19 protein-coding genes are annotated in these 25,907 nt (G+C 57.5%); 9 read left to right on the top strand and 10 right to left on the bottom strand.

Annotated features, from left to right (window positions below; translation table 11 throughout):
- Positions 1-83: 83 nt before the first annotated feature.
- The 4 genes from OZX72_RS08890 (at position 84) to OZX72_RS08875 (ending at position 8,065) form a co-directional block, all read left to right on the top strand.
- Positions 84-1,943, top strand: coding sequence for an ABC transporter ATP-binding protein (locus OZX72_RS08890; RefSeq protein ID WP_277158333.1), 1,860 nt, complete (start codon positions 84-86; stop codon positions 1,941-1,943).
- Between the two features lie 143 nt (positions 1,944-2,086).
- Positions 2,087-3,922 (top strand): ABC transporter ATP-binding protein, encoded by a 1,836-nt coding sequence (locus tag OZX72_RS08885; protein WP_277158332.1) that lies wholly within the window; start codon positions 2,087-2,089, stop codon positions 3,920-3,922.
- A gap of 471 nt (positions 3,923-4,393) precedes the next feature.
- A complete protein-coding gene (locus OZX72_RS08880) occupies positions 4,394-7,909 on the top strand; it encodes a BspA family leucine-rich repeat surface protein (RefSeq protein ID WP_277158331.1) in 3,516 nt (1,171 codons plus the stop codon).
- Positions 7,910-8,065 carry a hypothetical protein gene (locus tag OZX72_RS08875; protein ID WP_277158330.1) on the top strand — a complete coding sequence of 52 codons (156 nt, stop codon included), beginning with the start codon at positions 7,910-7,912 and terminating at the stop codon, positions 8,063-8,065.
- A gap of 101 nt (positions 8,066-8,166) precedes the next feature.
- Here the strand turns inward: OZX72_RS08875 and OZX72_RS08870 are convergent, their stop codons facing one another.
- Together OZX72_RS08870 and OZX72_RS08865 are read right to left on the bottom strand one after the other, a co-directional pair.
- Positions 8,167-9,987, bottom strand: coding sequence for an MFS transporter (locus OZX72_RS08870; protein ID WP_277158329.1), 1,821 nt, complete (start codon positions 9,985-9,987; stop codon positions 8,167-8,169).
- A gap of 223 nt (positions 9,988-10,210) precedes the next feature.
- Positions 10,211-11,104, bottom strand: coding sequence for a hypothetical protein (locus OZX72_RS08865; RefSeq protein WP_277158328.1), 894 nt, complete (start codon positions 11,102-11,104; stop codon positions 10,211-10,213).
- A 203-nt stretch (positions 11,105-11,307) separates the two neighbouring features.
- Here OZX72_RS08865 and metG point away from each other — a divergent pair, with 203 nt between their 5' ends.
- The 3 genes from metG to OZX72_RS08850 all read left to right on the top strand — a co-directional run bounded on the left by metG (position 11,308) and on the right by OZX72_RS08850 (position 15,182).
- Positions 11,308-13,185: a methionine--tRNA ligase gene (gene metG / locus OZX72_RS08860; RefSeq protein ID WP_277158327.1), complete on the top strand. Its 1,878-nt coding sequence runs from the start codon at positions 11,308-11,310 to the stop codon at positions 13,183-13,185.
- Between the two features lie 659 nt (positions 13,186-13,844).
- Positions 13,845-14,783, top strand: coding sequence for an aldo/keto reductase (locus OZX72_RS08855; protein WP_277158326.1), 939 nt, complete (start codon positions 13,845-13,847; stop codon positions 14,781-14,783).
- A gap of 132 nt (positions 14,784-14,915) precedes the next feature.
- Positions 14,916-15,182 (top strand): hypothetical protein, encoded by a 267-nt coding sequence (locus OZX72_RS08850; RefSeq protein WP_277158325.1) that lies wholly within the window; start codon positions 14,916-14,918, stop codon positions 15,180-15,182.
- A 305-nt stretch (positions 15,183-15,487) separates the two neighbouring features.
- Here the strand turns inward: OZX72_RS08850 and OZX72_RS08845 are convergent, their stop codons facing one another.
- The 7 genes from OZX72_RS08845 to OZX72_RS08815 all read right to left on the bottom strand — a co-directional run bounded on the left by OZX72_RS08845 (position 15,488) and on the right by OZX72_RS08815 (position 22,946).
- On the bottom strand, positions 15,488-16,279 hold the full coding sequence (locus OZX72_RS08845) for a nitroreductase family protein (protein ID WP_277158324.1): 792 nt from the start codon (positions 16,277-16,279) through the stop codon (positions 15,488-15,490).
- 327 nt (positions 16,280-16,606) lie between these two features.
- Positions 16,607-17,623, bottom strand: a complete 1,017-nt coding sequence (locus OZX72_RS08840; RefSeq protein WP_277158323.1) for a siderophore-interacting protein — start codon at positions 17,621-17,623, stop codon at positions 16,607-16,609.
- A gap of 52 nt (positions 17,624-17,675) precedes the next feature.
- A complete protein-coding gene (locus OZX72_RS08835) occupies positions 17,676-18,560 on the bottom strand; it encodes an ABC transporter ATP-binding protein (RefSeq protein ID WP_277158322.1) in 885 nt (294 codons plus the stop codon).
- A 1-nt stretch (position 18,561) separates the two neighbouring features.
- Entirely contained in the window at positions 18,562-19,758 is a 1,197-nt protein-coding gene (locus OZX72_RS08830; RefSeq protein WP_277158321.1) for an iron ABC transporter permease, read from the bottom strand.
- A gap of 2 nt (positions 19,759-19,760) precedes the next feature.
- The gene (locus OZX72_RS08825; RefSeq protein WP_277158320.1) at positions 19,761-20,777 is read right to left on the bottom strand and encodes an iron ABC transporter permease; all 1,017 of its coding nucleotides are present in this window, start codon (positions 20,775-20,777) and stop codon (positions 19,761-19,763) included.
- A 305-nt stretch (positions 20,778-21,082) separates the two neighbouring features.
- Complete coding sequence (locus OZX72_RS08820; RefSeq protein WP_277158319.1) at positions 21,083-22,171, bottom strand: iron-siderophore ABC transporter substrate-binding protein; 1,089 nt, start codon at positions 22,169-22,171, stop codon at positions 21,083-21,085.
- Between the two features lie 475 nt (positions 22,172-22,646).
- Positions 22,647-22,946, bottom strand: a complete 300-nt coding sequence (locus OZX72_RS08815) for a DUF4235 domain-containing protein (RefSeq protein ID WP_277158318.1) — start codon at positions 22,944-22,946, stop codon at positions 22,647-22,649.
- Between OZX72_RS08815 and OZX72_RS08810 the strand changes: the two genes are divergently transcribed.
- On the top strand, positions 22,945-23,241 hold the full coding sequence (locus OZX72_RS08810; protein WP_277158317.1) for a hypothetical protein: 297 nt from the start codon (positions 22,945-22,947) through the stop codon (positions 23,239-23,241). The genes OZX72_RS08815 and OZX72_RS08810 overlap by 2 nt on opposite strands.
- Before the next feature lie 87 nt (positions 23,242-23,328).
- On the top strand, positions 23,329-24,027 hold the full coding sequence (locus OZX72_RS08805; RefSeq protein ID WP_277158316.1) for a histidine phosphatase family protein: 699 nt from the start codon (positions 23,329-23,331) through the stop codon (positions 24,025-24,027).
- 99 nt (positions 24,028-24,126) lie between these two features.
- Here the strand turns inward: OZX72_RS08805 and OZX72_RS08800 are convergent, their stop codons facing one another.
- Positions 24,127-25,899: a glycoside hydrolase family 13 protein gene (locus OZX72_RS08800; protein ID WP_277158315.1), complete on the bottom strand. Its 1,773-nt coding sequence runs from the start codon at positions 25,897-25,899 to the stop codon at positions 24,127-24,129.
- Between the last annotated feature and the right edge of the window lie 8 nt (positions 25,900-25,907).

The following is a 25,907-nucleotide window of genomic DNA, read 5'->3' as shown; positions in this document are numbered from 1 at the left end:
CAACAAAATATTTAACATCGTTAATCATTATGGGTGCTCGGTAATTATGACTCCGGGGCCAAAACAAATACGGAAGGGGATTCATGCTTCGCATCAGCAAATATCTCTCCAAAACCGAGATCGGGCAGCTGCTGCTGAGCCTTGCGTTCATCGCAGGGCAGGTCTTTTTCGACCTGAAGCTGCCGGATTACATGTCGAAAGTCACGGCGCTGGTCGAGACGCCGGGTAGCAAGATGATTGAAATCTGGAAAGAGGGCGGCAAGATGCTGCTCGTCTCTCTGGGCTCGGTGATTTGCGCCATCGTCGTCGGCTACTTCATGGCCCGTGTCGGCGCTTCGTTCAGCCAGCGTCTGCGCTCGCTTGAGTTCCGCAAGGTGGAATCCTTCGGGCCGGCCGAAATGAGCAAGTTCTCCACGGCTTCACTCATTACCCGCTCCACCAACGACATCACGCAGATTCAGATGTTCATTACCATGGGCCTGCTGCTGGTCTTCCGCGCGCCGATCATGGCCGTCTGGGCCATCTTCAAAATTGCCGGCAAAGGCTTCGAATGGACGGTTGCCACGGCCATCGCCACCGCGATCATGCTGGTTTTCGTCATTATCATCATGATCATGGTGATGCCGAAGTTCCGTTCGATGCAGCGCCTGACCGATAACATCAACGCCGTCGCCCGTGAGAACCTGACCGGTCTGCGCGTCGTCCGCGCCTACAATGCCGAGGACTATCAGGAAAACAAGTTCGCCAAGGTCAACGACGATTTGACCAATACCCAGCTTTTCACCACCCGCGCGATGGCCGCGATGAACCCGGTCATGTCCAGCGTGATGAACGGACTTGGCCTGGCAATCTACTGGATCGGCGCCTACCTCATCAAGGACGCGGCACTGCCGGCCACCAAGCTCACCGATTTCTCGAACATGGTCGTCTTCTCCAGCTACGCGATGCAGGTCATCATGGCCTTCCTGCTCTTAAGCATGGTCTTCGTGCTCTGGCCGCGCGCCGACGTTTCCGCCCAGCGTGTGCTGGAAGTGCTTGATACCGAGCCGAGCGTGAAGTCCGGAACGCTCACTCAAGGCAAGCCCGGTGAAACCGGAACCGTTGAGTTCAAGAATGTCAGCTTTGCCTACCCCGACACCCGCGAGGCGATGCTCAAGGATATCAACTTCACCGCCAAGAAGGGCCAGACGGTCGCCTTCATCGGCGCCACCGGTTCCGGTAAATCCTCGCTGGTTAACCTCGTGCCGCGTTTCTATGACGCGACCGAAGGCGAGGTGCTCGTCGACGGCGTCAACGTCAAGGACTACGACATCAAGGACTTGCGCGACAAGATCGGTTATGTGCCGCAGCAGTCGGTGATGTTCAAGGGCACCGTGGCGTCCAACGTGAGCTACGGCGACCGACCCGGAGACGCCGAAACCGTCGAGGTGGCCGATACATCCACGGCCAAGGGCCGTAAACGTGAACTGGCGCTGATTGCCGGCGAGGACAAGCGCGATGAACTCACTCCCGAGCAGATGACCAACGTCCGCGAATCCAGCGAGGTCGCTCAGGCCGACGAGTTCGTTGAACGTATGGACGGCAAGTACGAGGCGCCCATCGCACAAAGCGGCTCCAACGTCTCCGGCGGCCAGAAGCAGCGGCTTTCCATCGCCCGCGCCGTCTACCGTCACCCGGAAATCATGGTCTTCGATGACTCGTTCAGCGCACTCGATTTCAAAACCGACCGCGCGGTGCGCGACGCCCTCAAGAAAGACGCCGCAGACTCCACCAAGCTCATCGTCGCCCAGCGCGTGGGCACGATCATGGACGCCGACACCATCGTCGTGCTTGACGACGGCAAGGTCGTGGGCAAGGGTACACATAAGGAACTGCTCAAGACCTGCAAGGTCTACAAGGAGATCGCCGAGTCTCAGCTGAGCCCCGACGAGCTGGCCGCGTAATAAACAAGGAACGGCGGGAATGTTGCGAAAGCACGATATGCCAATAAATATCGAAACGAAACGTTCGCCTTCCGTCGTTCCGTCATCGGCCAAGCCGATTACGAAAACAAACAAAACGTTAGATTTATAGGAAAGTAGCCAAAATGCCAAGAATGAGGGGACCGGTCGAGAAGCCGGCCGATTTCGGCGGAGTGATGCTCAAACTCGTGCGTTACTGCCGCAAATACCTGCCCGTCATCATCATCGCGCTCGTCTTGGGCGCGGCCGGCACCATCTGCCAGATCATCGGGCCGGATCAACTGAAGAACATGACCAACGCCATCGCCAAGGGCCTGCCCGCCTTGGTGCACGGCAAGCTCGTGATGGGCGCGGTCGATATGGGCGAGGTCACGCGCATCGGTTGGCTTTTGGTCGGTCTCTACGCCGGCTATGCCATCTTGGGCTACGCGCAACACTGGATGATGGCCACCGTCACCCAGCGCATCGCACAAAGCCTGCGCAAGTCGATCTCCGACAAGATCAACAAGCTGCCGCTCAAGTACTTCGACCACACCAGCTACGGCGACGTGCTTTCGCGCATCACCAACGATGTCGACGCCATCGGCCAGACCCTGGGCCAGTCGCTGGGCATGCTCATCACTTCAATCACGTTGTTCGTCGGCTCGCTGATCATGATGTTCTACAACAACGTCATCATGACGCTTTGTGCGATTGCGGTCTCGGTTTTGGGCGTTGTGGTCATGCTGCTCATCATGCACTTCTCGCAGAAATACTTCGCCCGCCAGCAAATCGCGCTCGGCGACGTCAACGGTCACGTCGAAGAGATGTACTCCGGCCATATCGTCGTCAAGGCCTATAACGGCGAGGCCGACTCCATCCGCCGTTTCGAGAAGTACAACAACGACCTCTATGATTCCGCATGGAAGAGCCAGTTCCTCTCCGGTCTGATGGGCCCGATGATGAACATGATCGGCAACCTGAGTTTCGTCGCGGTCTGCATCGTCGGCGGTGCGCTCGCCATCAACGGCCAGATTGAGTTCGGCGTCATCGTGGCCTTCATGATGTACGTCCGCCTCTTCACCCAGCCGCTTTCACAGTTCGCGCAGGCCTTCCAGAACCTCCAGCGTTGTGCCGCCGCTTCCGAGCGCGTCTTCGGCTTCCTCGAGGAGCCCGAGATGAGCGACGAAAGCAAGAAGTCTGCGCTGCTCGGCCGCGACCCGAAGACCGGCAAGCCCACCCGCGTTCGTGGTGACGTCGAATTCAAGGACGTCAGCTTCGGTTACGAGCCCGGCAAGCCGATTATTCACGACTTCTCGGCTAGTGTCAAAGCCGGCCAGAAGGTCGCCATCGTCGGCCCGACCGGTGCCGGCAAGTCCACCATGGTCAACCTCTTGATGCGTTTCTATGACATCGACGGCGGCGCCATGTATATCGACGGGATCGACACCTCCACGGTTCCGCGCGCCAATGTGCACGACCAGTTCTCGATGGTGCTGCAGGATACGTGGGTTTTCCGCGGCACGGTCAAGGAGAACGTCGCTTACTCCAAGAAGGGTGTAACCGACCAGCAGATCGAGGATGCATGTAAGGCCGTCGGCCTTGACCATTACGTGCGCTCGCTGCCGCAGGGCTACGACACCGTGCTCGATGACAATTCCTCGCTTTCGCAGGGCCAGCGTCAGTTGCTGACGATTGCCCGCGCGATGGTGCAGGATGCGCCGATTCTGATTCTTGACGAGGCTACGTCGTCGGTCGATACTCGTACCGAGGAGCTGATCCAGAAGGCGATGGACGACCTGACCGTGGGCCGCACGAGCTTCGTGATCGCGCATCGTCTCTCCACCATCAAGGATGCGGACATGATCCTGGTGATGAACCACGGCGACATCGTCGAACGCGGCACCCACGACGAGCTCTTAAAGAAGGGTGGTTTCTACGCCGACCTCTATAACAGCCAGTTCTCCACGCTGGTCGCGTGAGGATTTCTCGTCGTTAAGCCGGAAAGTGCTCATCTAAGCCCGCCCAAGCTGCTTGCCATTCGGTTCGGTTTGAGGCCAAGGCATTTTACATAACAAGAAGCCGTTCATTGCGTGGAAACGCGCAGTGAACGGCTTCTTTATTCCGTAAACGTTTATCGTTTTAAGTAATATTGTTAACTTGTCGCCGAACCTACCGCATTGTTGAGGTGGATGTTCGGTTAAGTGGTGAATTCGGCAAAAATCCGCGCCGAAAAGCTGATCCAGAAGGCGAGACCGGCTTGATTGGATTAGACGAGTGTTGTAGATATGCGTAGTTTTTGCCGGCAAGAATGTCGGTATGATTATTATTTCCATACGTTCAGAGAAAAATCAACTGATTTATTAGGCATTATATTACATTGTCTCTAATCTGCATTACGATAAACGTTATACAAAGAGATGCAGTGTGTCTCACTAAGAAGGTATCGAGAGATGAGTAGAAAGAGCACGAAACTTGTCGGCGTTCTGGCTGCTGCGGCAATGATGCTGAGCACCGCCGTCACTGCGTTGGCGCAGTCGACAGGTAGCAGCTCGGCTGACGGTGAGCAGACCAACGCGCAGAGTGCGGATGCCACCCAAGGGCAGAATGGGCAGCGGCCCGGCGATAACGGTTCGTCCAATGACGCGCAGCAACAGTCCACCGGAAAACTAAGCCAATCCAACGATAAGAAGGGCGATGCGGGCGCTGCCGGTCAAAGTGGTTCCGCCGATGCCGAGGTCAAGAAAGACGTTGCTCCAGCGGCCCAGGCAAACGGCCCGGTGCAACGCCAGCAGCCCACGGTCGGCCAACAGTCGGCAATCGGCCCGCAGGCCACGTGCCCGGGCGGTACGTGGGGCACGGCCAGCTATACCTGCGAGGTCAATTCGGATTCTACCTACACGCTTCACGTGGGCGCTGGCACGCTGGGGGTCAACACCCATAAAAGCGGTGATTGGTATCTCATGTCTGAAGTGCTGACCAACGTCAGCAAAGTGGTCTTCGACGATCCCAGCAACACCCATCTACCTGCAGATAGCGCGGGGCTTTTTGGTTACGACAAATACAACGGTTGGGGCCCCAGCCAAAATTTGCTGACGGAAATCGTGGGTATCGGCGATGTTGATACCAGCCAGGTCACCGATATGACTTCCATGTTCAGGGGTGCTACGCACCTCACGTCACTTGACCTGCATAAGTGGGATGTCTCTCATGTGCGGTTTATGTATTATATGTTCGATCGGGACTCGCAGCTTACCGCGGTTGGAGACATCGGCAATTGGAACGTTTCCCAGGTCGGCAACATGGAAGGTATGTTCCGATATGATTCCAGCCTTCAAAACCTTGATCTGTCGAATTGGCAGACCAGCAAACTGTACGATATGAACTATCTGTTCTCGTTTGCCAAGTCCTTGACGAGTGTCGGCGATTTGTCAGGCTGGGATGTGTCTCATGTCAGGGATATGTTCAACGTCTTTTCGTATATGGACGCTCTTGAGTCGCTTGATCTGCATGGCTGGGACGTTTCCCATGTGGATCCAAGTTGGAGCTATGGAATGGATTCCATGTTCACCAACGATCGGGCATTGAGGAGCTTGGATGTACGGGGTTGGGACACCAGCCGCATCACAACGATGAAGTACATGTTCGAACAGGACCGGCATTTGGCCACGATTCGCGGAATCGGGGATTGGAATGTTTCCCATTTGCGGGAAGCGGACGAAATGTTCAGGGAAGTCGGCCGCGATGTGCCGGGGGAGCCTACTTGGGCAGCGGAAATCGCTAAATGGGATGTCTCGTCGTTGACCAGTGCGCCGGGCATGTTCGAGTGGACCAACCTGATTAAGCTTGATCTTTCCCATTGGAACACCCGTTCGTTGACGGATGGCTGGGGTATGTTCAGTACTCCTAAGGAAATCGCTTACAGTGATGCGGATCGTACCGACGGAATCCACGATTTGGTACTTGGGCCGGATACCCTTATCAAGGCTGACTTCTTCAGTTCCAATCAGGCCACCGGTCAGCCGACAGTTAACGAGGATTTGGGATACAGTGGCCAGTGGGTTCTTACGCAGGGTGTAGGCGAAACCGAGGATTGGCACGGTGATCGTAGCAACCACGACGCTTCCGGACAGCTCGCGGCGCGCACGCAAAGCGGCAATCCGTTCGCAGGCGAATATCAGTGGGAGCGCTCTTACACTCTTGAGTTTGTGGCCAACGTTCCCGATGGCAGCAATGCTTCCGGCATGCCGAACAGGCAGACCTCGTACGGAACGGACGACACCGAAGAAGTCGATTTGACCTTCGGCTCTGGTCCGACAAACGAAAACTATACGTTTACAGGCTGGAAAGACGACGACGGCAATGTGTATCCGCCGGCCAACCACCCGTATACCCAAAGTCTGACCCTCAAGGCCGGTGTCAACCACCTGACGGCTCAGTGGCAGCGCAAGCAGGTGCCGGTGCAGTACAAACTGACGCTGGAAAAGAACGGAAAACCGGGGGCTGTCATCGATGGTGACACCATCACGCTCAGCAGCACGACGACCGATACCAGCCATACGTTCACGCTCAGCAACGATGACGTCTATTCTGACACCAGTGGTTTCCACCAGTTCGTTTGCTGGTCGACGGAATCTGACGGAACCGGTATCAATTACCATATCGGCGATCCCGTCACGTTGAGCAGTGGCAAGCCGACATTGACGCTTTATGCACAGTGGTCCACGCGTTACAAGCTGTCCATGGCTGCCCATGCTCCGGAAGCGGGGATTACCGTCAAACAAGATGAAACGTACACTGGCAATCCTTCATTCTTTGTCTCTGCGTCCCCTGCAATTGGTTGGGCGATTCCGGCCAATTTGAATACGATATTCACGCTTCACGATGACACCGGCGCCGATGTGACTTCGGACTTCGAGTTCACCGGATGGACCTATGACGAAGAAGGCAACGATAAAGTTACCGGAAACGCAGAGTCTAGCGAAACCAATCCGAACACTACCATCTACGCTCAGTGGAAGCGGGTCAGGGCCAAGAAGCAGTATATCTATTCTCTTGAGTTCGACACCAACCTTTCCGGCGGAACTCTCTCCAAGACATTCCCGACAGTGACCAGCGGCCCTAACAAGGTGGCAGACATGACCTATGCGTTGACTATTCCCAGCGAATACACGGTCGACCACGATGACAGCAACGGCCATGTGTTCCATGGCTGGACCGACAAGGATGGTCATACCTATCAGGCCGGAGATACGGTCAATCTGACTTCTGACCATACGAAGGTCAAGCTCTACGGCATTTGGACGGCTCGGCCCAGTCATATCACGCCTATCACCGGCCCGTCTATTCCGCAACAGCCTTCCCCGGTAGCTCCGTTGCCGCCTGCGGGACCTTCGCAACCCAGTGAACCCGCTGATCCCGAAAAGCCTACGCAGCCTGCGGGTTCGACAAAGCCGACGACTTCGAAGACCCCTGCAAAGCCCAAGGCTCCTTCCAAGGACCGCCAGAGCGTAATTGCCAACAATAATGCCAAGTCAACGTCATCGGCTGTGCCGACGCAGGCCGTGCCTGTGCCCGTCCCTGTGTTCAGGGCCAACGCGCCGACAATCGTCACGGTTCCTCGTGTTGCATCGCGGGCAACTACGCCGCAAACCGCTTCTCGGGCCGCCGCTCCGGTCGTCCCGCAGCAGCGTAATCAGGCTGCGCCTCGGCGCCACAACCCCTGTGTGTCGGGCGACAAGCGTGCCAATACCGCAGCATTCATCATGCAGGCTTCCGGTAATGTTAACCTGGCTGGCAACGATATCTGCGGCGGCGAAGAGGCGTTACCGGCCTCACCTGCCCTGATTCGTCCGGCGTTCCCCTGGTGGATTTTCCTGGTCTTGGCGCTGGTGCTTGCTGTGGTTGTCTACATTTGCCGGGAAAAGATGGTGTATGCCCAGCACCGTAGCGAGGTGTGCGATCGGTGATTGGGTTTATGCCGAGCAATAGCAGGGCATAATCCCGCGAACCACGACGACGTCGCCGAGCGTGGCGGCTACGACGACGTCGCCGAAGAAGGATGGTTTGCTTCGGCGCTGACCCCTGCAATAGCCGGGTTCTCCACGTTGTTGGTTTGGGATTGAAGCCTGAGCGGTTCGGACGTCAAAAGCCGTTCACTACGTACTTATCGCAGTGAACGGCTTTTCGCATCGATGGATCAATGGCTCTGCAATAATCCCTTATTTCATTTCTTGTTGGATTGTTTGCCGTCGGGTTCATTCGGCTTGGATTCGGTATCCTGAGAATCCGGCTTGGGATCTTTGTGCACGACCGGTTTGATGTTTTCCGGACGTTGCGGAAGCGTCTGGCCCACCGGAATTTCCACCGTGATCATCGGCATCGGCATGGTGCTGGTGTCGAGGTTCGGGTTCTGCTCCTGCGTCAGGACCAATTCGCGTGCTTCCTCTTCGCTGCCTACTGTCGGCATTGAGCCGGGCAGCGGTGATTTGGAGGATTCGCGCATGACGATGGCGGCAATGCCGCTGAAAATGGCGAAGAACATGATATAGAAGCCGGGGGCGTCGTGGTTGCCGGTAAAGGTGATCAGCGCTTGCGAGACCAGCGGTGTGGTGCCGCCGAACAGGGAAACCGCGAAGTTGTAGGAAAGGCCCATGCCGGAGAAGCGCGATTCGGTCGGGAAAAGCGCCGGGAGCGTACTTGCGGAGACACCTGCATAGAAGGCTACGGGCACGGCGATCATCGCCAGCGCGGCCTGGATGGTCCAGAACGTGCCGTGGTGCAGCAGCTGGAACGCCGGATAGACCAGGATGAACGTCGAGAGCACCGCAATGCCATAGATAGGCTTGCGCCCGATGATGTCAGAAAGATGGCCGATGAGCGGCAGGCACAGCGCCATGATGATGAGCACCGGAACGGTTGCGGCAGCGGCCATGGTCGGGGTCGTGCCGACTTCCTCGCGCAGATAGGTCGGCATGTAGCTGGTGAGCACGTAGCCGGCGGTGTTCGTGGCCGCGACGATGGCCACGGCGATCAGCAGACGACGCCAGTGGCGCTTGATGACGTAAAGCATTGTGCCGGGACGGTCCCACGGCGATTCCTGCCTCCACGCGGCTTCGCGCGCCTCGTGTGACCAATGCTCTTGCTCCTCCTCTTGACGCTGCTGGTGCGCGGCGAACTGCGGGGTTTCGGGAATGTGGGTACGCAGTGCCATTGCCAGAATGCCCAGCGGAATAGTCAGAAGATAGGGAATGCGCCAGCCGCCATTGACCATGGCGTTCGCACCCCAGCCGTTTTCGGCGATGGTCGTGGTAATGGCCACCATCGCGGCGCCGAACGCTGAGCCGATGTAGGAGCCCATGTCAAGCCAGGCGCTGTAGAAACCGCGCTTGCGGTCGGGAGAAAACTCTGAAATATAGGTGGTCGCGCCGGAGTATTCGCCGCCGGTGGAGAAGCCCTGTACCATCTGCAGCGCGTATAGCGGGACGATGGCCCAGACACCGATTTGTTTGCTGGTTGGCAGGATGCCGATAAGCGCGGTGGAGACTACCATCATGCCCATCGTCAGGAACAGCACCTTCTGCCGGCCCACGCGATCGCCGAGCGGGCCCAAAACGATACCGCCCAAAGGCCGGACGAGGAAGCTCACGGCAAAGCCCAGCAGCATTACGATCAGGCTCATGCTCTTCGGCAGTCCACTGGTGAAAACGCTGGCCATCGTTACCGCGAGGTAGCCATAAATGCCGAAGTCGTACCATTCCATGAAGTTGCCGACCACGGTGCCGGCGATGGCCTGTTTCAGCGTTTTTTCCTCGACGACGGTGACGTCTTTGGTGCGCAGGAACTGGCGGCGGACGTGGATTTTCTGCATTTTCGGTTCGTCGGATTCGGCCGCATTCGACGAGTTGGCCTTCTCGGAACCATCGTGTGTAGAACTCGCTCCGATATGCATTACATTTTTGACGCTTTGGATTGGATGCACCCCGTGCTGGTTCTGTCCTGAGCCCTCAGAATCGCGGTTTTGCCCCTGATTGGCTGGTGATGACATGACGAATTTGTCCTTTCAACGCGCAATGTAGCTCGTCTTATGGGCGTAGCGCAATTACACCATAATAACTCCTTACTCTTTTAATTTTATTGGTGGGCTTAATTGTCGAATTTTGTGTTATCAATTTCCCTTTATTGAGATTCGTTTAGCGGCCGTTTTCTTGAGCAACGCAAGCCGGAAGTTAAAAACCGGTCGTATTTTCCCGTTGCGCCGTGTGCAACGTTCAGAAGCAGTATTGAACGGCTTTGAAGAATTGGCGCGCTTGCGGTACGTTCGGCCAGAAATGGTTCTTGTCCAGTATTTCTAAGCACTCGGCGGGGTCGATATGGTATTCCTGCACGATTGCGCAAGTCAGTTCCGCCCGCCGTTTGTCGGGTATGGTGGCGGGGCTCGTCAGTGCGATGTCGCAGGCCGTCCTGGTCGGAGAGGTCACTTTCAGCCCGGCGATGGAGCTCATTTGCCCTTCAGGGACGATGCGGTCGTAGGTTTTGATCGGTCGCCCGTAGGTCATCGAACGGAAGTGCGAAGCCGAAATGATGTCGATGGCGTCGGGGAATGTGCCGCCCATCCATACCCACAGCGCGGTGCGACCGCAGGCAATCGACGGTCTTGGCACGACTTTGGTCATGATGATGCCGCGGCCGAAAAGCGTGTCGGAGTATTCGGCGAGATACGCGTTGATATCGTCGAGACGATGCACCGCACCGAAATCGTCGAGCCGGTTCATGCTCAACGGCCCGGGCAGATCGCGGTTGCTCATCAGCATTGGCATGGTGCGGTTTACGGGTGTCGGTACCACGGTTGTGGTGACGTTGCCGACGTTCGTGCTGGTGTTTGCCGAAATGCTGCCTTCAGCGAGGTTCGGGACATTCTCCTCGAACCGTTCTTCTTCACCGCGCATGTCTTTCTTGCCCTCGTCTTTGAGGGTTTTCGGCTTGCGATTGCGTTGTTTACGACCGAGAACGCCGGGTCGGCCGCTGCTTCTGCCTTTTTGCGTCACTGGTTTTGCCGCGCGCGACGGCGGTGGTCGGCCGGTGCCGGTGTATTCGCTTTGGCCTGTGACCTTGCGGGTAGAAGAGCGGATGATGTGCTGTGTGGTTATGGTTGCAGTGTTCATGGTCAGCAATATAGATAGGCCATTTTGGTATTGCAAATCGAAAATCGCAAAAAGTGGATATGTGCATAACTGGCGGTCCGCCTTCGAAAATTGTGGACGACACGGTCAACAAGTGGTTTCGTTGGGCCCGTTGCCTCGATTCCATTGGCGGTCTTTTTCAAAAAGCCCGCTGCTGTCCCCGCTGCGCCCAATAATCGGTAGTTATGACTCATATTTTGGTGAACGTTGCATGGCCGTACGCGAACGGCCCTCGCCATATCGGACACGTGGCCGGTTTCGGCGTGCCTTCCGACGTGTACGCGCGCTACGAACGTATGAAGGGCAACGATGTCCTGATGGTTTCCGGCACCGACGAGCACGGCACCCCGATTCTGGTCGAGGCTGACAAGGAAGGCGTGAGCCCGCAGGAACTGGCCAACCGCTACAACCGCGTCATCGCCAAGGATCTTTGCGACCTCGGCCTGAGCTACGACCTTTTCACCCGCACCACAACGGGCAACCACGAACATGTCGTCCAGGAGATGTTCAAGCAGTGCCTCAAGAACGGGTACATATATAAGGGTACGCAGAAGGTTGCGATTTCGCCTTCCACCGGTCGTACTCTGCCTGATCGTTATATCGAAGGCACTTGCCCGATCTGCGGGGCCGACGGCGCTCGCGGCGACCAGTGCGATAACTGCGGCAACGAGCTCGACCCTGACGAGCTGATCAACCCCGTTTCCAAAATCAACGGTGAGAAGCCGGAATTCAAGGAAACAGAACACTTCTTCCTCGACCTCCCGGCGCTCGCTGAGGCGAACCTTGCATGGCTGAAGACCCGTAAGGGCTGGCGTACCAACGTCATCAACTTCTCGCTCGGCCTCTTTAAAGAGGTCAAGCCGCGCGCCATCACGCGTGACATTGACTGGGGCATTCCTGTGCCGGTCGACGGCTGGATTGACAATCCCAACAAGAAACTTTATGTCTGGTTCGATGCGGTTATCGGCTACTTGTCCGCTTCCATCGAGTGGGCTCGTCGCAAGGGTGAGCCCGACGCGTGGAAGCGTTGGTGGAACGATCCGAAGTCCCCGGCCTACTATTTCATGGGCAAAGACAACATCACCTTCCACTCCCAGATTTGGCCCTCCGAGATACTCGCTTACAACGGCGAAGGCTCCAAGGGCGGCGAACCCGGTGAATACGGCAAGCTCAACCTGCCCGAGCAGGTCGTGGCCAGCGAGTTCATGACGATGGAGGGCAAGAAGTTCAGCTCCTCGCGTGGCATCGTCATCTATGTTAAAGACATTCTGGCGCGGTACCCGGTTGACGCCGTGCGCTACTACATTTCCGTGGCCGGCCCTGAGACTTCCGACGCTGATTTCACCTGGTCTGAGTTTGTGCGTCACAACAACGAGGAGCTTGCCGCCAGTTGGGGCAACCTCGTCAACCGCGTCGCCAACCTCATGTACAAGAACTTCGGCGAGATTCCGGAACTCGACGAGGATTCCATGACTGCCGAGGACCGTGCGCTGCTCGAAGAGACGGCCACCGCGTTCGACACGGTTGGTGGGCTCATCGATCACCATCACCAGAAGAACGCCCTCAACGAAGCCATGAAGGTCGTCGGCGACATCAACAAGTACATCTCCGCGGTCGAACCATGGAAGATCAAGGACGATTCGAAGCGTCTCGGCACCGTGCTGCACATCTGCGCACAGGCCGTCTCCGACGCGAACCATCTTCTCGCCCCCTTCCTGCCGCAGTCCGCGCAGAAGGTTTGGGAGGCGCTTGGCGGCGTCGGCACGTTCTCGCCGCTTCCGCATATCGAAGAGGTTGAGGACCTTGATAAGCCCGGTTTCAAGTATCCGATCATCACCGGTGACTACGAGCTCGGTCGCACCGTCCATCCGTGGCAGAGCGAGCCCCTTATCGCTGGCACTCCGGTTCCTAAGCCGTCTCCTATCTTTCAGAAGATTCCGAAAGAGGCCGTCACCGAGGAGCTGACCCGCTTCGAAGCCGACCTGGAGGCCCGCAAGGAGGCCGAGGCCAAGCGTCTGGAAGAAGCCAAGGAAAAGCTCGCCGAAGAAGAAAAAGACAAGTGATATCTTAGCGCTGCCTTCTAGGTAAGCGAGTGAAATCACGAATATATCTCTGCAGCGCTTTGGTCCTGCCGCAACGGTTTTGCGGTGGGGCCAAAGCGTTTTTTCGTATGAGGTAGTCGCGATGTCGTATCTGGTTGTGGCATTGCATCGAGCTGTGGTATCTTATGCGGGACTCGGTATCTGCCAGGTTTGTGCTTTGAGCTGAGCTTTGATGAGGGCATGAGTCTTTGCTGAAAACCGGGAGTCATGACCTGTTTGTTGTTTATTGACGGTTGGTTTGTTTACCATTGGGCATGAAAATGTGTGCCCTGTCACACATTTTGCCCTATCTTTACAAGATAATTACAAATTTCACAGACTTCTTTGAGTATCACATATCGTTTCTCCAAGGAAGATGCTGTTATATTAAAGATGTCAGCAGTTAAACCGCTGGCGAGATTCTTCTTTGAATCCCATAATTGAACCTTCTTCTCTCTTCTCTCGCCCGGCGGCTTTCTCTCCGCCGGGCATCTCTTTTTCTAAGCTCGACTCACCAATGTTTCGCCGTGAACGGTTGGGGAATGCTGTTGTGGCAATGAACGAGTATTTTTAGGCCACGGTATTTCGCGGTCGCGCTCTAGACTGGGATTATCGGCTAAATACCAAGGAAGGTGCGAATAATGAAATATAGCGAACTCGGAACGTCGGGCGTGAAAGCCTCGCGCGTGGCCCTCGGCGCGATGCGAATGAATGCCAAAAGCCCTGACGAGGCGCGCGAAATCGTGCAAACTGTGCTGGATGACGGCGTGAATTTCTTCGATACCGCAGACTGCTATACGGCCGGCGAGAGCAGCAGACGGCTTGGCCAAGCGCTCAAGGACGTCGGCGTGGACCGCAGCAAGATTTATGTACAGACAAAGTTCGGCATTTACCGCGATCCGAAGAGCGATGATATCACCCGTTACAACTTCTCCAAGGCTCATCTCCTCGCCGCGCTTGACAGCGAACTGAAAAACCTGCAGACCGATTATGTCGATTTCGTGCTCCTGCATCGCCCTGATACGCTCGTCGAGCTCGATGAACTGGCGGAAACGTTCAACGAGCTGCAATCGAGCGGCAAGGTGCGTCATTTCGGCGTGAGCAATGTCAACCCGATGCAGGTCGAGATGCTGCAGAGCGCGCTGGACCAAAAGTTGGAAATCAACCAGTTGCAATTCGGGCTGGGGCACACCGGCATGGTGCAGCAGGAGATTCACGTCAACATGCAGGATACGGCGAGCGTCGACCACGACGGCGGGCTGATTAGCTACTCGCGCTTGAAGAAGATGACCATTCAGGCGTGGAGCCCGTTCCAGTTCGGTTTCTTCGAGGGTGTGTTCACCGACAACCCGAAGTTCCCTGAGCTCAACGAGGCCTTGCAACGCGTCGCCGATGCGCATGGCGTCACCAAGAACGCGATCGCCGTGGCATGGATTCTGCGTCACCCAGCCAAGATGCAGGTGCTGCTGGGTTCGATGACCCCGAGCCGTCTCAAGGAAATGATGGCCGGTGCGGATGTCGAGATCACCGCTCAGGAATGGTACGACCTCTACGTCGCCGCCGGAAACGATCTGCCGTAAAGTAACCGACCGTCAACCTGATTTGCGAAACCGTTCATCTGCTTCTGCTAGGTGACCGGTTTCTTGCATACGCGTGGCTTACTGCAAGAAACCGGTCAGTCTGCTGTAATCCCGCATTGCTAGGGTAGGGGCGTGCACTACTTCACCCCGAAACGTTGCGCCAGCTCGCGCAAGATCATCTACCACGATAAGGCCCAGGCCGAGCGCGCCGCCCGACAGGCCTTCATCGAGCGCGATGCCGAGCTGTGGGTGTATCGGTGCGAATACTGCGGCGGCTGGCATCTGACCCACCACGACCCGAAAGAGGAGCAGTTTCTGCGCGGTATAAGTGCCCAAGCGGCTGCCCAGCGCAAACGGCCCCACTCCCGCAAGCGCGGTTTCAAGCCGAGACGGCGGTAAGCGGTTCTTCTTAGTATTCGTGATGTTCGTGAGCCCGTTTCTAAAGTGCACTTTTCTGGTGGTGATGCCTGAAAGGTGCGAATAGTGGGTTGTAGAGTGCATGTTTTAGACAGTAGCGTCAAAAACATGCGCGTAGGTTTGCGTAAGGTGCATGTTTTTGGCAGTGATGCGTAAGAAGTGCTGGTAGCGGTCTGCAAGGTGCACTTTTCTGACAATGGTTTCTAAAAGGTGCGGGTAGCAGGTCGCAAGGTGCACTTTTCGGGTATTGATGCGGAGAAAGTGCACCTTACGCGAGTTAACGCAACTTAGCGGTCGAAACGGAAGCCTTGGTCTTCGGCAACCGGTTTGACGGAGCGGCTGAAGACGCCGGTGTCGACGGCATTGTTGGCGATTTGGTCGCTGAAGGCATCGACCGGGCGCGAGGTGTTGCGCAAATCGTAATACTTGTGGACGCTGTCATCGAAGGCGTCGAGTCCGTGAAGCAGTTCCGTGTCGTCGGCAGGGTAGCGATCGGCGAAGAACTGGTCGTCGCGCTCCATACGTGGCTTCAGTGCCGGCGACTGGTCGGGCTTGCCGATGGCGAGGCCGAGCACGGGGTAGGTGAATTCGGGCAGGTGCAGCAGCTCGATGAGCTTGCGCGGGTCGTTCAAAACGGAGCCGAGGATCACGCAGCCCAAGTCCAGCGAAAACGCGGCAGTTTCCATCGCGTGTAGCGCAAGCACGGCGTCATTCTGCGCCTGGGTGAAGCGATAGCTGGAATTCAATGTGAATTCGTCGGAATGGACCTTGACGCCCTTGCGCTCGGCGACGGCGGCGTTACGGTGCTCGTCAGCGATGAAGATATAAAGCAGCGGTGCTTCGGCCACGTAGGTCTGGCAGCAGATTTCGGCGATGGCGTCCTTGAGGGCCTGGTCCTCGACGCGCACGGCCGACCAGTCCTGCAGATACTGGCTGGAGGCGGCATGCTGTGCCACGGTTTCCAGCGTGGCGACGGTCTGCTCGTCGATGGCTTCCGGCTTGAATTTGCGGATTGAGCGGCGGTTGAGTAGAGTTTCGATAGTTTCGTTGGTACGAAGGTTATGTTGAGTTTCAGTCATAACTATATTCTGTCAAACAGGGGAGAAGCAGAGTCGGCGATTTTCCGCTCTGGGTAATGCGGCAGATGTGATTTTCGTATCTATTTCGTAGGCTTCTGCATCTGTCTATCTGTTGTTTACTGCCTATTTGTCACCAATTATATGCTTGCTGCCAGTGTCCATGTAAAAAGTGGCAGATAGATGATGTAAATGTCATGTTTTACATGAACGTCCCGAGCAAGTGAATAAAAAATGACAGTTGGCGCACAATTTGCATCGAATAAAGCGGAAATGTGAAGCCGAATGAGTGTCGTTATAGGAGGTAAGACGCTTGAGTCGAAGATACGGTCACAATTCCGATTTTCCTTCGCGCCAATAGCCCATGAATGATATACGGTCCTTGGCAACGCCGAAATTATTGACCAGCATTCGTCGTGTATCGCGCACGAACGAGGATTCGCCGGCGATCCAGCAGTAGGCGGGTAGGGTATCGTCCGCTTTCCTGTTTTGCGACGTTGAAGGTAATGGTGCGGGTTGGGGAGCAACGTTTTCCGCTTCCGTCGCCGTATGTGTTGTATAGGTCGTATATGTCGTATGCTCCGCTACCAGTGCTGAATGCAAGCGTTGCCCGCGCGGTGCATCGTTGCGAGCGATCCAGTGGATTTCCGTGTGTTCTGGGCAGACGAGGCTGAGGAAATCGTTGACCGACGGCACCTCGACGAAGACTTCCGTCGTTCCCCTCCATGAGTCGCGGACGAGGCTTTCCAGAATGGACGATATGGCCGGAACCGCTGTCTCGTCGCCGATGAGCAGAGCCGAATCGGCGGCGCCGGGGTGGAAATCGATGCCGATTGCGGAGTCCTGCGAACGTGCATTGGGGCCGATAAGCGTCGCGATATCGCCGGGTCGGCAGGTGGCGGCGAAGGTTCCTGCGGGGCCGGCATCGTTATGTAATACGAAATCTACAGTCACTTCCCGTGACTTTTGATTCACGGCTCGGACGGTGTAGGTGCGGAAGACATTGCGGCAATCCGGCGGCAGCGCCCGCCATTGTTCCCACCAGCCGCTGCGTGCAATCGATTCGTGGTTGAAGAGCAGCGGGTCGGCCCATAAAGGCTGGGCGGGGCCGTGGGTGCGCGTCATTGGCAGCATCACTTTGATGCGCTGGTCGTAGACGTCATCGCCGAAGTGGTTGAGCTCGTCGCCGGTGAACACGATACGCATGAAGTGAGGTGAGAGCCGCTTCTTGCGGGCGACATGAACCAGATACGGCTGGAACGCAGGTTCCTGGGTCGTCTGTTGGTTTTGTGTTGGTTCCTCAAGCTGCGGTTGGTTTTGTGTCGGTTCTGATGGCTGTGCTTGCATTGGTATCGGATTTCTTGAATTTGGCGGCATCATAGCGCCGGTCTTGTTGGTGTCAGCAGCCATCGACGAGACCTGCGGGTCGGAAAAGACGCCGGTCGCGTTGGGCGCGCAGCGAGTGCGATTTGTCCGGTACCACCATCGGCAGCTCGGTGCCGGGTTCGGCGGCGATAGTGGCATCGAGGCCGAAGACGTTATGCAACAGCGATTCGGTGAGTACCTCTTGCGGGGTGCCCTGGGCCCGGATCTTGCCATGCTTCATCGCGACCATCCAGTCGGCATAGCGTGCCGCGAGATTGAGGTCGTGCAGCACCATGACCACGGTGACTCCCTCTTCGGCGTTGAGGTAGCTTAAGAGGTCGAGCACCTCGACCTGATAGGCGATGTCAAGGTAGGTGGTCGGCTCGTCCAGCAGTAAAATATCGGTCTCCTGCGCCAGCGCCAAGGCGATCCAGGCGCGCTGCCGTTGGCCGCCGGAGACGGAATCGATAGGCCGTTCCGCCAAGTCCGCAAGGCCGGTGACGGCCAATGCGTGGGCGACGGCCTCCTCGTCGTCGGCGTTCCAGCCGCCGGCAAAGCCGTGGTAGGGGTAACGGCCGCGAGTGACCAGATCGGCGATGGTGATGCCGGCAGGTGCGATAGGGGATTGCGGCAGCAGTCCGACTTTGGTGGCCACTTCACGTGTGGGCATGTCACCCAGCGGCTTGCCGTCAAGCAGAATCGAGCCTTTGTCGGGTTTGATGAGGCGTGCCAGCGCCTTGAGCAGCGTCGATTTGCAGCAGCCGTTCGGTCCGATGATGATGCCGACCTGGTGGGCGGGTATGTCAAGGGACAGGTCGGCGACGACCTGGCGACCTTCGTAGGAAAGCGCGACGTGCTGAGCCTGGAACGTATGCGCCGGATGGTGGTGGTCGGCGTCGTGACTGGTGAGCGTTGCCATATCAGACCTCTTTCGTACAGGCCATGCGAATCATCAGGATTACCAGAATCGGCCCGCCGATAAGACTGGTGACCACGCCAACCGGGACGTGGGCTTGGGGCAGGTGCTGTGCCACGATATCCGAAGCGAGCACCAAGCACGCACCCACCAGCCCCGCCCGACCGATGGCTGGCTTGTTGGGGCCGCACAGGCGGAAGGCAATGGGGCCGGCAAGGAAAGAGACAAAGGCGATGGGCCCGCTGGTGGCGGTGGCCGCGGAAAGTAGGATGACGGCAAGCAGCAGCACGGCGATTTGCGTGGGGGCGACGCGAACGCCGAGACCGGTGGCCATGCTCGAGCCGAAACGCAGCATATCGGCATGACGGTTCAGCGCTATGAGCAGCAGGCCGGAGACCACGACGATGGCGGTGATAGGCATGACTTGCGACCATGCGGCATCGCTTAAGGAACCGGTGAGCCAGCGCTGGGCCGTCTGCATATCCCACTGGTCGGCACGGATGAGAATCCAGGAAGTCAGGGCGTTGAGCGCTGCGGCCAGGCCGATGCCCATGAGGATGAGTTTGCTGATATTCGGACCGTGATCCCACGAAAGCCAAATGACCAGCGTTGCTGTCGCCAATCCGCCTAAGAGCGCGAACGCGGAAAGGCGGATGTCGGAAAGTCCGAGGACGACGATGCCGAACACTGCCGCCGTATTGGCTCCTGTGGTGATGCCGATAATATCGGGGCTGGCCATCATGTTGCGCAGCAAGTGCTGGAAGCTGGCTCCGGCCATACCGAACGCGATGCCGCACAGCGCTCCGATGATGACCCGTGGCATGCGCAGCTCGCCGATGGCGAAGCTTAGACCGGGGATGGTTTCTCCGTCGAATATTCCCGCGATGACGGAGGTGATATCGGAGAACGAATAGACTTCATGGCCGAAGGCGAGGTCGGCGTAAAACAGTGCCAACAGCCCGAGTGTCAGCGCGGCCGTCACCGAGGCTGAACGGAGCTGGTCATGGCGTCGTGTGCGTCGCAGGCGAGCTCGAAGCTCGCGTTCCTGTTCTGCCCGAGTGCCTGTTGTTTCCGGGGATAGGGAAGTGATTTCGTCGATGGAGTTTTCGTTATCAGAGACTTGGCGGGCGCTCGCGATTTGGTGAGTTTGGGCGGATTCGATTTGCGCTGATGAAGCGGGTGAAGATGATGAGATGGTCATATTCACACCTCACTCACCTTGCGTCGACGGATAAGCACTAGGAAAATCGGGGCGCCGATGATGGCGGTGACGATGCCGACCTCAACGTCGGCCGGCCTGGTGACGACCCTGCCGATCACATCGGCCGCAAGCAGCAGCAACGGCCCCATAAAGGCGCATAACGGCATGATGCGGCGATAATCCGATCCCACGAGAAGACGCGCGGCATGGGGAATGACCAAACCGACAAAGCCGATCGGCCCGGCCAGCGCCGTGGCGCTCGAACAGAGCAGTACGGCACCCGTCCACGCGATCACGCGTACCAAGGTGAGCCTGGTGCCCAGCCCTACCGCCATCTCGTCGCCCAAGGCCAAGGCGTTGAGCGAAGGCGCGATGGCGAATGCGATGATGAATCCGAGCGCGAACAACGGCAGGATCGGTAGCATCAGGTTGAACCGTGCGCCGGAAATTCCGCCTACCTCCCAGAAGCGATACGTCGCCATATTCTGTGCGCGGGGCAGCAGAAGGGCGCTGGTAAGCGAACTGAGCACCGAACTCAAGACGGCTCCGGCCAACGTGAGTTTGAGCGGCGTGGCGCCGAAACGGCCGATGGAACCGACTGCCCAGACTAGGGCGGCAGTGGCGGCCGAACCCACCAAGGCGATCCATACGTAAGAAGCAGGTGTCGCGAGATTGAAGAAGGTGATAGCGATGACGATGGCGAACGCCGCACCCGTATTGAGCCCCAGCAGCGAAGGATCGGCCAGCGGATTGCGAGAGACCCCTTGCATCAGTGCGCCGGCCATCGCAAGTGCCGCTCCGATGAGGATGCCGAGTACGGTGCGCGGAATCCTGGTACGCACCGCCGACGCGGCGATGTCGCTTGCGCCTGATGTCAACCCCCGCACCACATCGCTGGGAGCCACGATCCGTGAGCCGAACATGACCGAAAGCATCGCCATAATGATGGTCCCAACGACCAGCAACGCATAAAGCAACGCTGGCGATATGCGGCGCGTATGTTCTTTGGTTGCGGTCATGGCTGAGTTCTTCTGTTGGCTTGGTGGTTAAGGGTTGTTGGCTGGTTGGTGATGGTCGGCGATAATCCGTTTATTGTTGGCGGCCATTGTTGAAGGCTGGCTGTTACGAAACTGGCTGTCGTTGGCTGACAAGAAGTGACAAAGGCCGACACCAATGAATGTTGTCGTTATTGCTGTCGGCCTTGTGCCGCAACTGGTGCCGCAGCCGGTGCCGTCCCTGGTATTGCCGCCAGTGTCGTCTCCTGCATCGCTACTGGTGTCAGTCGGTGGCGGGACAAAGGGCGGTCGCGCCCGCCCACCACTGCCTACTTCACCTTTGCGGCGGCCTCACCGAGCATCTTGGTGTATTCGCCATCCATCTTCGGGATGGAAAGAGCGGTCGGGTCCAGTGCATTGGCCATGTCGCTGTTGTTGTCGATGACGACCACGGAACCGCGCTTGACCGCCGGAATCTTGGAAAGCAGCGGGTCCTTCTGCATCGCGGCGAGGGTGTCGGCGGTGCCGTAGGTGACGATGACGTCGACGTCCTTGAACTGGTCAGCGTTTTCGGCGGAGACGTCCTTGTAGAACTTATCGGTGCCGCGCGAAAGCTTGATTACGGATTCCGGCGTCTTCATCCCGAGGTCGTTCAGGAGCTGGGGGCGCACGTCGGTGGTGGTGTAGACGCTGAAGCTGGAGAGCTTGGAGGCATCGAACGACATCACCGCAGCGGTTTTGCCAGCGATTTGCGGGTATTTTGCCGCATCCGATTTGAGCTGTGCTTCAAGGCTGGAGATAAGTTTGTCGCCCTTTGCCGGCTCGCCGAGAGCCTGTGCGGTCGTCTTGATCATGCCACGCCACGGGTCGCCCCACGAAACCTTCTGGTAGGCAATGGTCGGCGCGATCTTGCTGAGGGTGTCATAATCCTTGCGAGTCATGCCAGACTGCAAACCGATGATGAGGTCGGGCTTTGCGGCGGCGATGGCCTCGGCGTCGATGCCATCGGATTCGTCGTGCAGCTGCGGCATGTCGGCGTCCTTCACACCCATTTTCTTCAATGCGTCGTAGGTCCAAGGCAGGAAGCCGCCGTGCACGGTTTTGCCGTAGGTGTTCTTCTCGATGCTCACCGGCACAACGCCCAGGGCGATGAGGTTGTCGAAGCTGCCCCAGCCCACCGTGGCCACGCGCTTGGGCTTGGCCTTGATGGTGGTGGTGCCGTAGACGTGCTTGATGGACACGGGGAACCCTTGGTTTTTGCTGGATTGAGACGACGAAGTCGCCGAGTCGTTGTTTCCGCTGGCTTTGTTCGACGGCGACCCGCATGCGGCGAATGCTGCGAGCGAAGCCACGGCTGCGATTGCGGCGATGCAACGGGTCAGCGGCCGCCGGAATTTGGAAAATGTTGGATTTGACACGAAGTCTCCTTGTCTGTCGGGCGGCGCGTAAACAGAAGCGATGCCGGAAAACTGCTACGTATAAAGCAATGTAACAGCGATAATGGCAAAGCAAAAGACTTGTTTTTCTAGTAGTTTTGTGCTACTCCACCAATTACGCTGGGCTTTGTGAACATGCCGACGATTTTCTGTTCCATGTAATACGACAAATGTGATATCGGCATCTACTTCGTTGTTATTCGTTGTCGCTATATTTGACACCTTTTACGTGCTTGCTAACTGGTTCTGTGCAAAAAGTGACTAATAGAGGCCGTAAATGTCATTTTTTACATAGCTATCCCCAACAAGCAAGTAAAAAGCGACAGTTAGTCGATGGTGATTGTCGCTTTAGAAGGGCTATCCCAGGATCGGCTCATGGCGTCGGTAATTCCCGTACGAAAAGCAAGGTGGGAAGGGCCGGCGATACCTACGAGGGCGACCAGCCTGCCGATTCCGGCTATTTTCCGCTGCGTCGGTTCTGACGGCGGGTCACCAGCGCGTTTGAACCGCGCGTGCCGAGCGTGGAGATGATGGAGCCGAACGCTGCCGAGGCCGCCGCGAAAATGACGCTAGCGATGAAACCTTGCTGCTGGGCTTCTTCGGCCCCATTCCCGGCCGAAGCGTGCCTGTTGGTAACTTGGCTGTCCCAAACGGTTTTGAACACTTTGCCAGCCAACGCTCCCAGAACGGTCGGCAGGACGATTTTAAAGATTTTGTCACCCAAGGTATCGGGGTCTTGCAGGCGATTTTGGCGCATGGTTTCTACTTTCTGGTCGACACGATGGAGGCTTTCGACGATATGGTCGGCAGATGAGGACGAAGGTGAAGATTCGTATGAAGTTGGTATGGCTGAGGGTGCGGACTGGTATGAAGACGGAGACGGAGTGGGCGTGGAAGATGCGGACGGTGCCGAAGACGCGGAAAGTCTGGAAGGTTCGGATGGCTTCGACGGCATGAACGAATCCCATGCGGGCGTGCCGGGATTTCGCGAGTTTGCCTTGTCGGCTTCCCTTATCGCTGTTTTGCTGTGTCTTGCGTGCATCTTTCCATAATAGACGCGGCACTGTCCCTGACGCCGAATCCTTTGACGATGGCTGATTGATTTTGCGCCTCTTCCGGGCCTGCGTTAGAGTGGCGGTATGACTAATTATCTTACTTCGGGCGAAGGAGCCTCGAAACCTGGTTACTTGGTATTGATGCGTCACGGACAGACCGCGTGGAGTCTGAGCGGACGGTATACGGGTTGGACGGATGTGCCGTTGAACGCGGAAGGCCGGCGACAGGCCTTGGCTGGCGGCAAACGATTGCGTGAGGCGTTTCCCGATGGTTTCGGGCGCGGACACATTTTCTGCAGTCCGCTGCATCGTGCCAGCGAAACCGCGCAATTGGCTGGATATTCCGATTTTGAAACCCTTGATGATTTGATGGAGTGGGATTATGGCCCCGCCGAAGGCCGCGAGCGTGAGGAGGTCAGCGCCGCGTTGGGGCACGATTGGTGCGTATGGGACGAAGGTCCCGAAATGCTGCCGTCTTCCCTGCAGGGTGATTGGGTCTGCACGCTTCCCAGCAACGAAAAGGTGAATGTTCATAGTGGTACCGGTGAAACCGTCGAGGCGGCCGCTGTTCGCGCTCGTCGCGTTATCGAACAGGTGACGCCGCTGATCCTCGCCGGTCACAACGTCCTGCTCGTCGCGCACGCGCATATCCTGCGAATCCTTACCACACAATGGCTACGCGCCGACCCACACGCGGGCCGTCTTCTGCGCTTCGACACGGCCCATCATTCGGTGCTCGGCTATTACAAAAACGACCCGGTCATCGTCCGCTGGAACGTGTGAGATGCATGAAATTCACGTGCTGAGAAGGAATAGAGAAGTGCCTGAAACCTTGCAATATATAGGGTTTCAGACACTTCTTGTTTTATTTGGTTTTAGGTCTTACTTATCGAGCAGAAGCCAGGCGCTCGCATCTTGCGGAAGGCCACCGTCTTCGGCAAGTTCGGCGGAAGTGAGCAGAATTCGGCCTTTCGGCAGGGCTACGGGAGCCGTGCCGAAGTTGGTAACGCTCGCAAACGTGGCTTGAGAACCTTGATACACTGCCGGACGAGTGTAAGCGATGACGTCGTCGCCCATGTCGAGCCAATCGAGGCTCGCGTGGTCGCCGGTGGCGGTCAGCAGTTCGGCACGGTCCTTGAGCGCTGCGTGATAAAGCGTCAGCATTGAGGTCGGGTCCGTGGCTTCCTTGTCCGCTGCAAAGTCCTTGAACCACAAGGGCTGCGGGAGGTGCGGAGCTGCAGCGGGAGTCCCGTCGGTTTTCGTGGCGGGGGAGAAGCCGAACGTCGCGCCTTCGCCGAAGTTCTTATCCCATTTAGCGGGCTTTGGCTCATCTCCGGCGATCCACGGCAGCGGTACGCGGCAACCATCGCGGCCCTTGTCGCTGGCGGCTTGGCTGGTGCGGAAAGCGTTCGGGTCTTCCAAACGGTCCCAAGGGATATCCGGCACCTCGAAAAGCCCCAGCTCTTCGCCTTGATAGATATAAGCGGAACCCGGCAGACCCAGTTCCAGCAGGGCAGCGGCACGAGCGCGACGGGTGCCGAGCGCGCGGTCCTCGAAATAGGTTTTGCCGTCGCGCAACAGCCAATCCTTGGCGATTTGGTGCTTGTCGGTCGACGGGATCTGAGGCAGCCCGTAGCGCGTGGCATTGCGCGGAATGTCGTGGTTGCTCATTACCCAAGTGGAGGTTGAACCGTTGGTGCGGGCCGCGGAATCAAGCCCTTCCGTGATGGCCGTACGCATTTGATCGACGTCCCAATCGGCCTTGGCGAACTCGAAGTTGAAGACCTGCCCGAGTTCGTCGGTCGAGGCGTAAAGATGTTGGTGCTCGGGAACCACCCAAGCCTCCGCAACGGCGAAACGCGGCGGATTATACTCGTTGAAGACCTGACGCCATTCCTTGTAAATGTCGTGGACTTCCGGTCGGTCCCACATTGGGCTGCTGCCGTCATGGCTCTCTTGGTCCTGTACGCTGAATTCCGCGCCCAGTTCTTCCAGCGACTTGGAATCGAAGTCCTTGGCCAAGCCGTGGGCCACGTCGATACGGAATCCATCGACGCCATGGTCGCTCCAGAAGCGGAACGTTTCCTTGAATTCCTCGTGGATATCCGGGTTCTTCCAGTTGACGTCGGGCTGCTCGACGGCGAAGATGTGGAAATACCACTGGCCGTCGTCGACGCGTTCCCAGGCCGGGCCACCGAAGAGCGACTGCCAGTCGTTGGGCGGCAGTTCGCCGTTCTTGCCGCGTCCCTCGCGGAAGATATAGCGGTCTCGGGCGGCCGAACCACGCCCGGCCTTGAGCGCTTCCTTAAAGAAACGATGCTTGTTGGAGGTGTGGTTCGGCACGATGTCGACGATGACCTTGAGTCCGGAACCGTGCGCCGCGGCAACCATCGCATCGAAGTCGTCCATGGTCCCGAGCCTCGGATCGACGTTGCGGTAATCGATGACGTCATAGCCGCCGTCGGCAAGTTCGGAAGGATAGAACGGCGAAAGCCAGATTGCGTCCACGCCCAGAGTCTTCAGATAGCCTATCTTTTCGGTGATACCGGCGATGTCGCCCAGTCCGTCGCCGTTGACGTCCTTGAAGCTGCGCGGATAGACCTGATAAACGACGGCCTGCTTCCACCAGTCGTCGCGCGAGTTGTTAGCGGTCATGATTTCCT

This window comes from Bifidobacterium sp. ESL0769 (assembly GCF_029395495.1).
Taxonomy (GTDB): Bacteria; Actinomycetota; Actinomycetes; order Actinomycetales; family Bifidobacteriaceae; genus Bifidobacterium.
Note: the sequence above shows the minus strand (reverse complement) of the source record. Positions and strands in the feature narration are given on the sequence as shown.

Coding starts and splice junctions, on each gene's coding strand:
- OZX72_RS08890 (WP_277158333.1), top strand. CDS start 84: ATGCTTCGCATCAGCAAATATCTCTCCAAAACCGAGATCGGGCAGCTG.
- OZX72_RS08885 (WP_277158332.1), top strand. CDS start 2,087: ATGCCAAGAATGAGGGGACCGGTCGAGAAGCCGGCCGATTTCGGCGGA.
- OZX72_RS08880 (WP_277158331.1), top strand. CDS start 4,394: ATGAGTAGAAAGAGCACGAAACTTGTCGGCGTTCTGGCTGCTGCGGCA.
- OZX72_RS08870 (WP_277158329.1), bottom strand. CDS start 9,987: ATGTCATCACCAGCCAATCAGGGGCAAAACCGCGATTCTGAGGGCTCA.
- OZX72_RS08865 (WP_277158328.1), bottom strand. CDS start 11,104: ATGAACACTGCAACCATAACCACACAGCACATCATCCGCTCTTCTACC.
- metG (WP_277158327.1), top strand. CDS start 11,308: ATGACTCATATTTTGGTGAACGTTGCATGGCCGTACGCGAACGGCCCT.
- OZX72_RS08855 (WP_277158326.1), top strand. CDS start 13,845: ATGAAATATAGCGAACTCGGAACGTCGGGCGTGAAAGCCTCGCGCGTG.
- OZX72_RS08845 (WP_277158324.1), bottom strand. CDS start 16,279: ATGACTGAAACTCAACATAACCTTCGTACCAACGAAACTATCGAAACT.
- OZX72_RS08840 (WP_277158323.1), bottom strand. CDS start 17,623: ATGCAAGCACAGCCATCAGAACCGACACAAAACCAACCGCAGCTTGAG.
- OZX72_RS08835 (WP_277158322.1), bottom strand. CDS start 18,560: ATGGCAACGCTCACCAGTCACGACGCCGACCACCACCATCCGGCGCAT.
- OZX72_RS08830 (WP_277158321.1), bottom strand. CDS start 19,758: ATGACCATCTCATCATCTTCACCCGCTTCATCAGCGCAAATCGAATCC.
- OZX72_RS08825 (WP_277158320.1), bottom strand. CDS start 20,777: ATGACCGCAACCAAAGAACATACGCGCCGCATATCGCCAGCGTTGCTT.
- OZX72_RS08810 (WP_277158317.1), top strand. CDS start 22,945: ATGGTTTCTACTTTCTGGTCGACACGATGGAGGCTTTCGACGATATGG.
- OZX72_RS08815 (WP_277158318.1), bottom strand. CDS start 22,946: ATGCGCCAAAATCGCCTGCAAGACCCCGATACCTTGGGTGACAAAATC.
- OZX72_RS08805 (WP_277158316.1), top strand. CDS start 23,329: ATGACTAATTATCTTACTTCGGGCGAAGGAGCCTCGAAACCTGGTTAC.
- OZX72_RS08800 (WP_277158315.1), bottom strand. CDS start 25,899: ATGACCGCTAACAACTCGCGCGACGACTGGTGGAAGCAGGCCGTCGTT.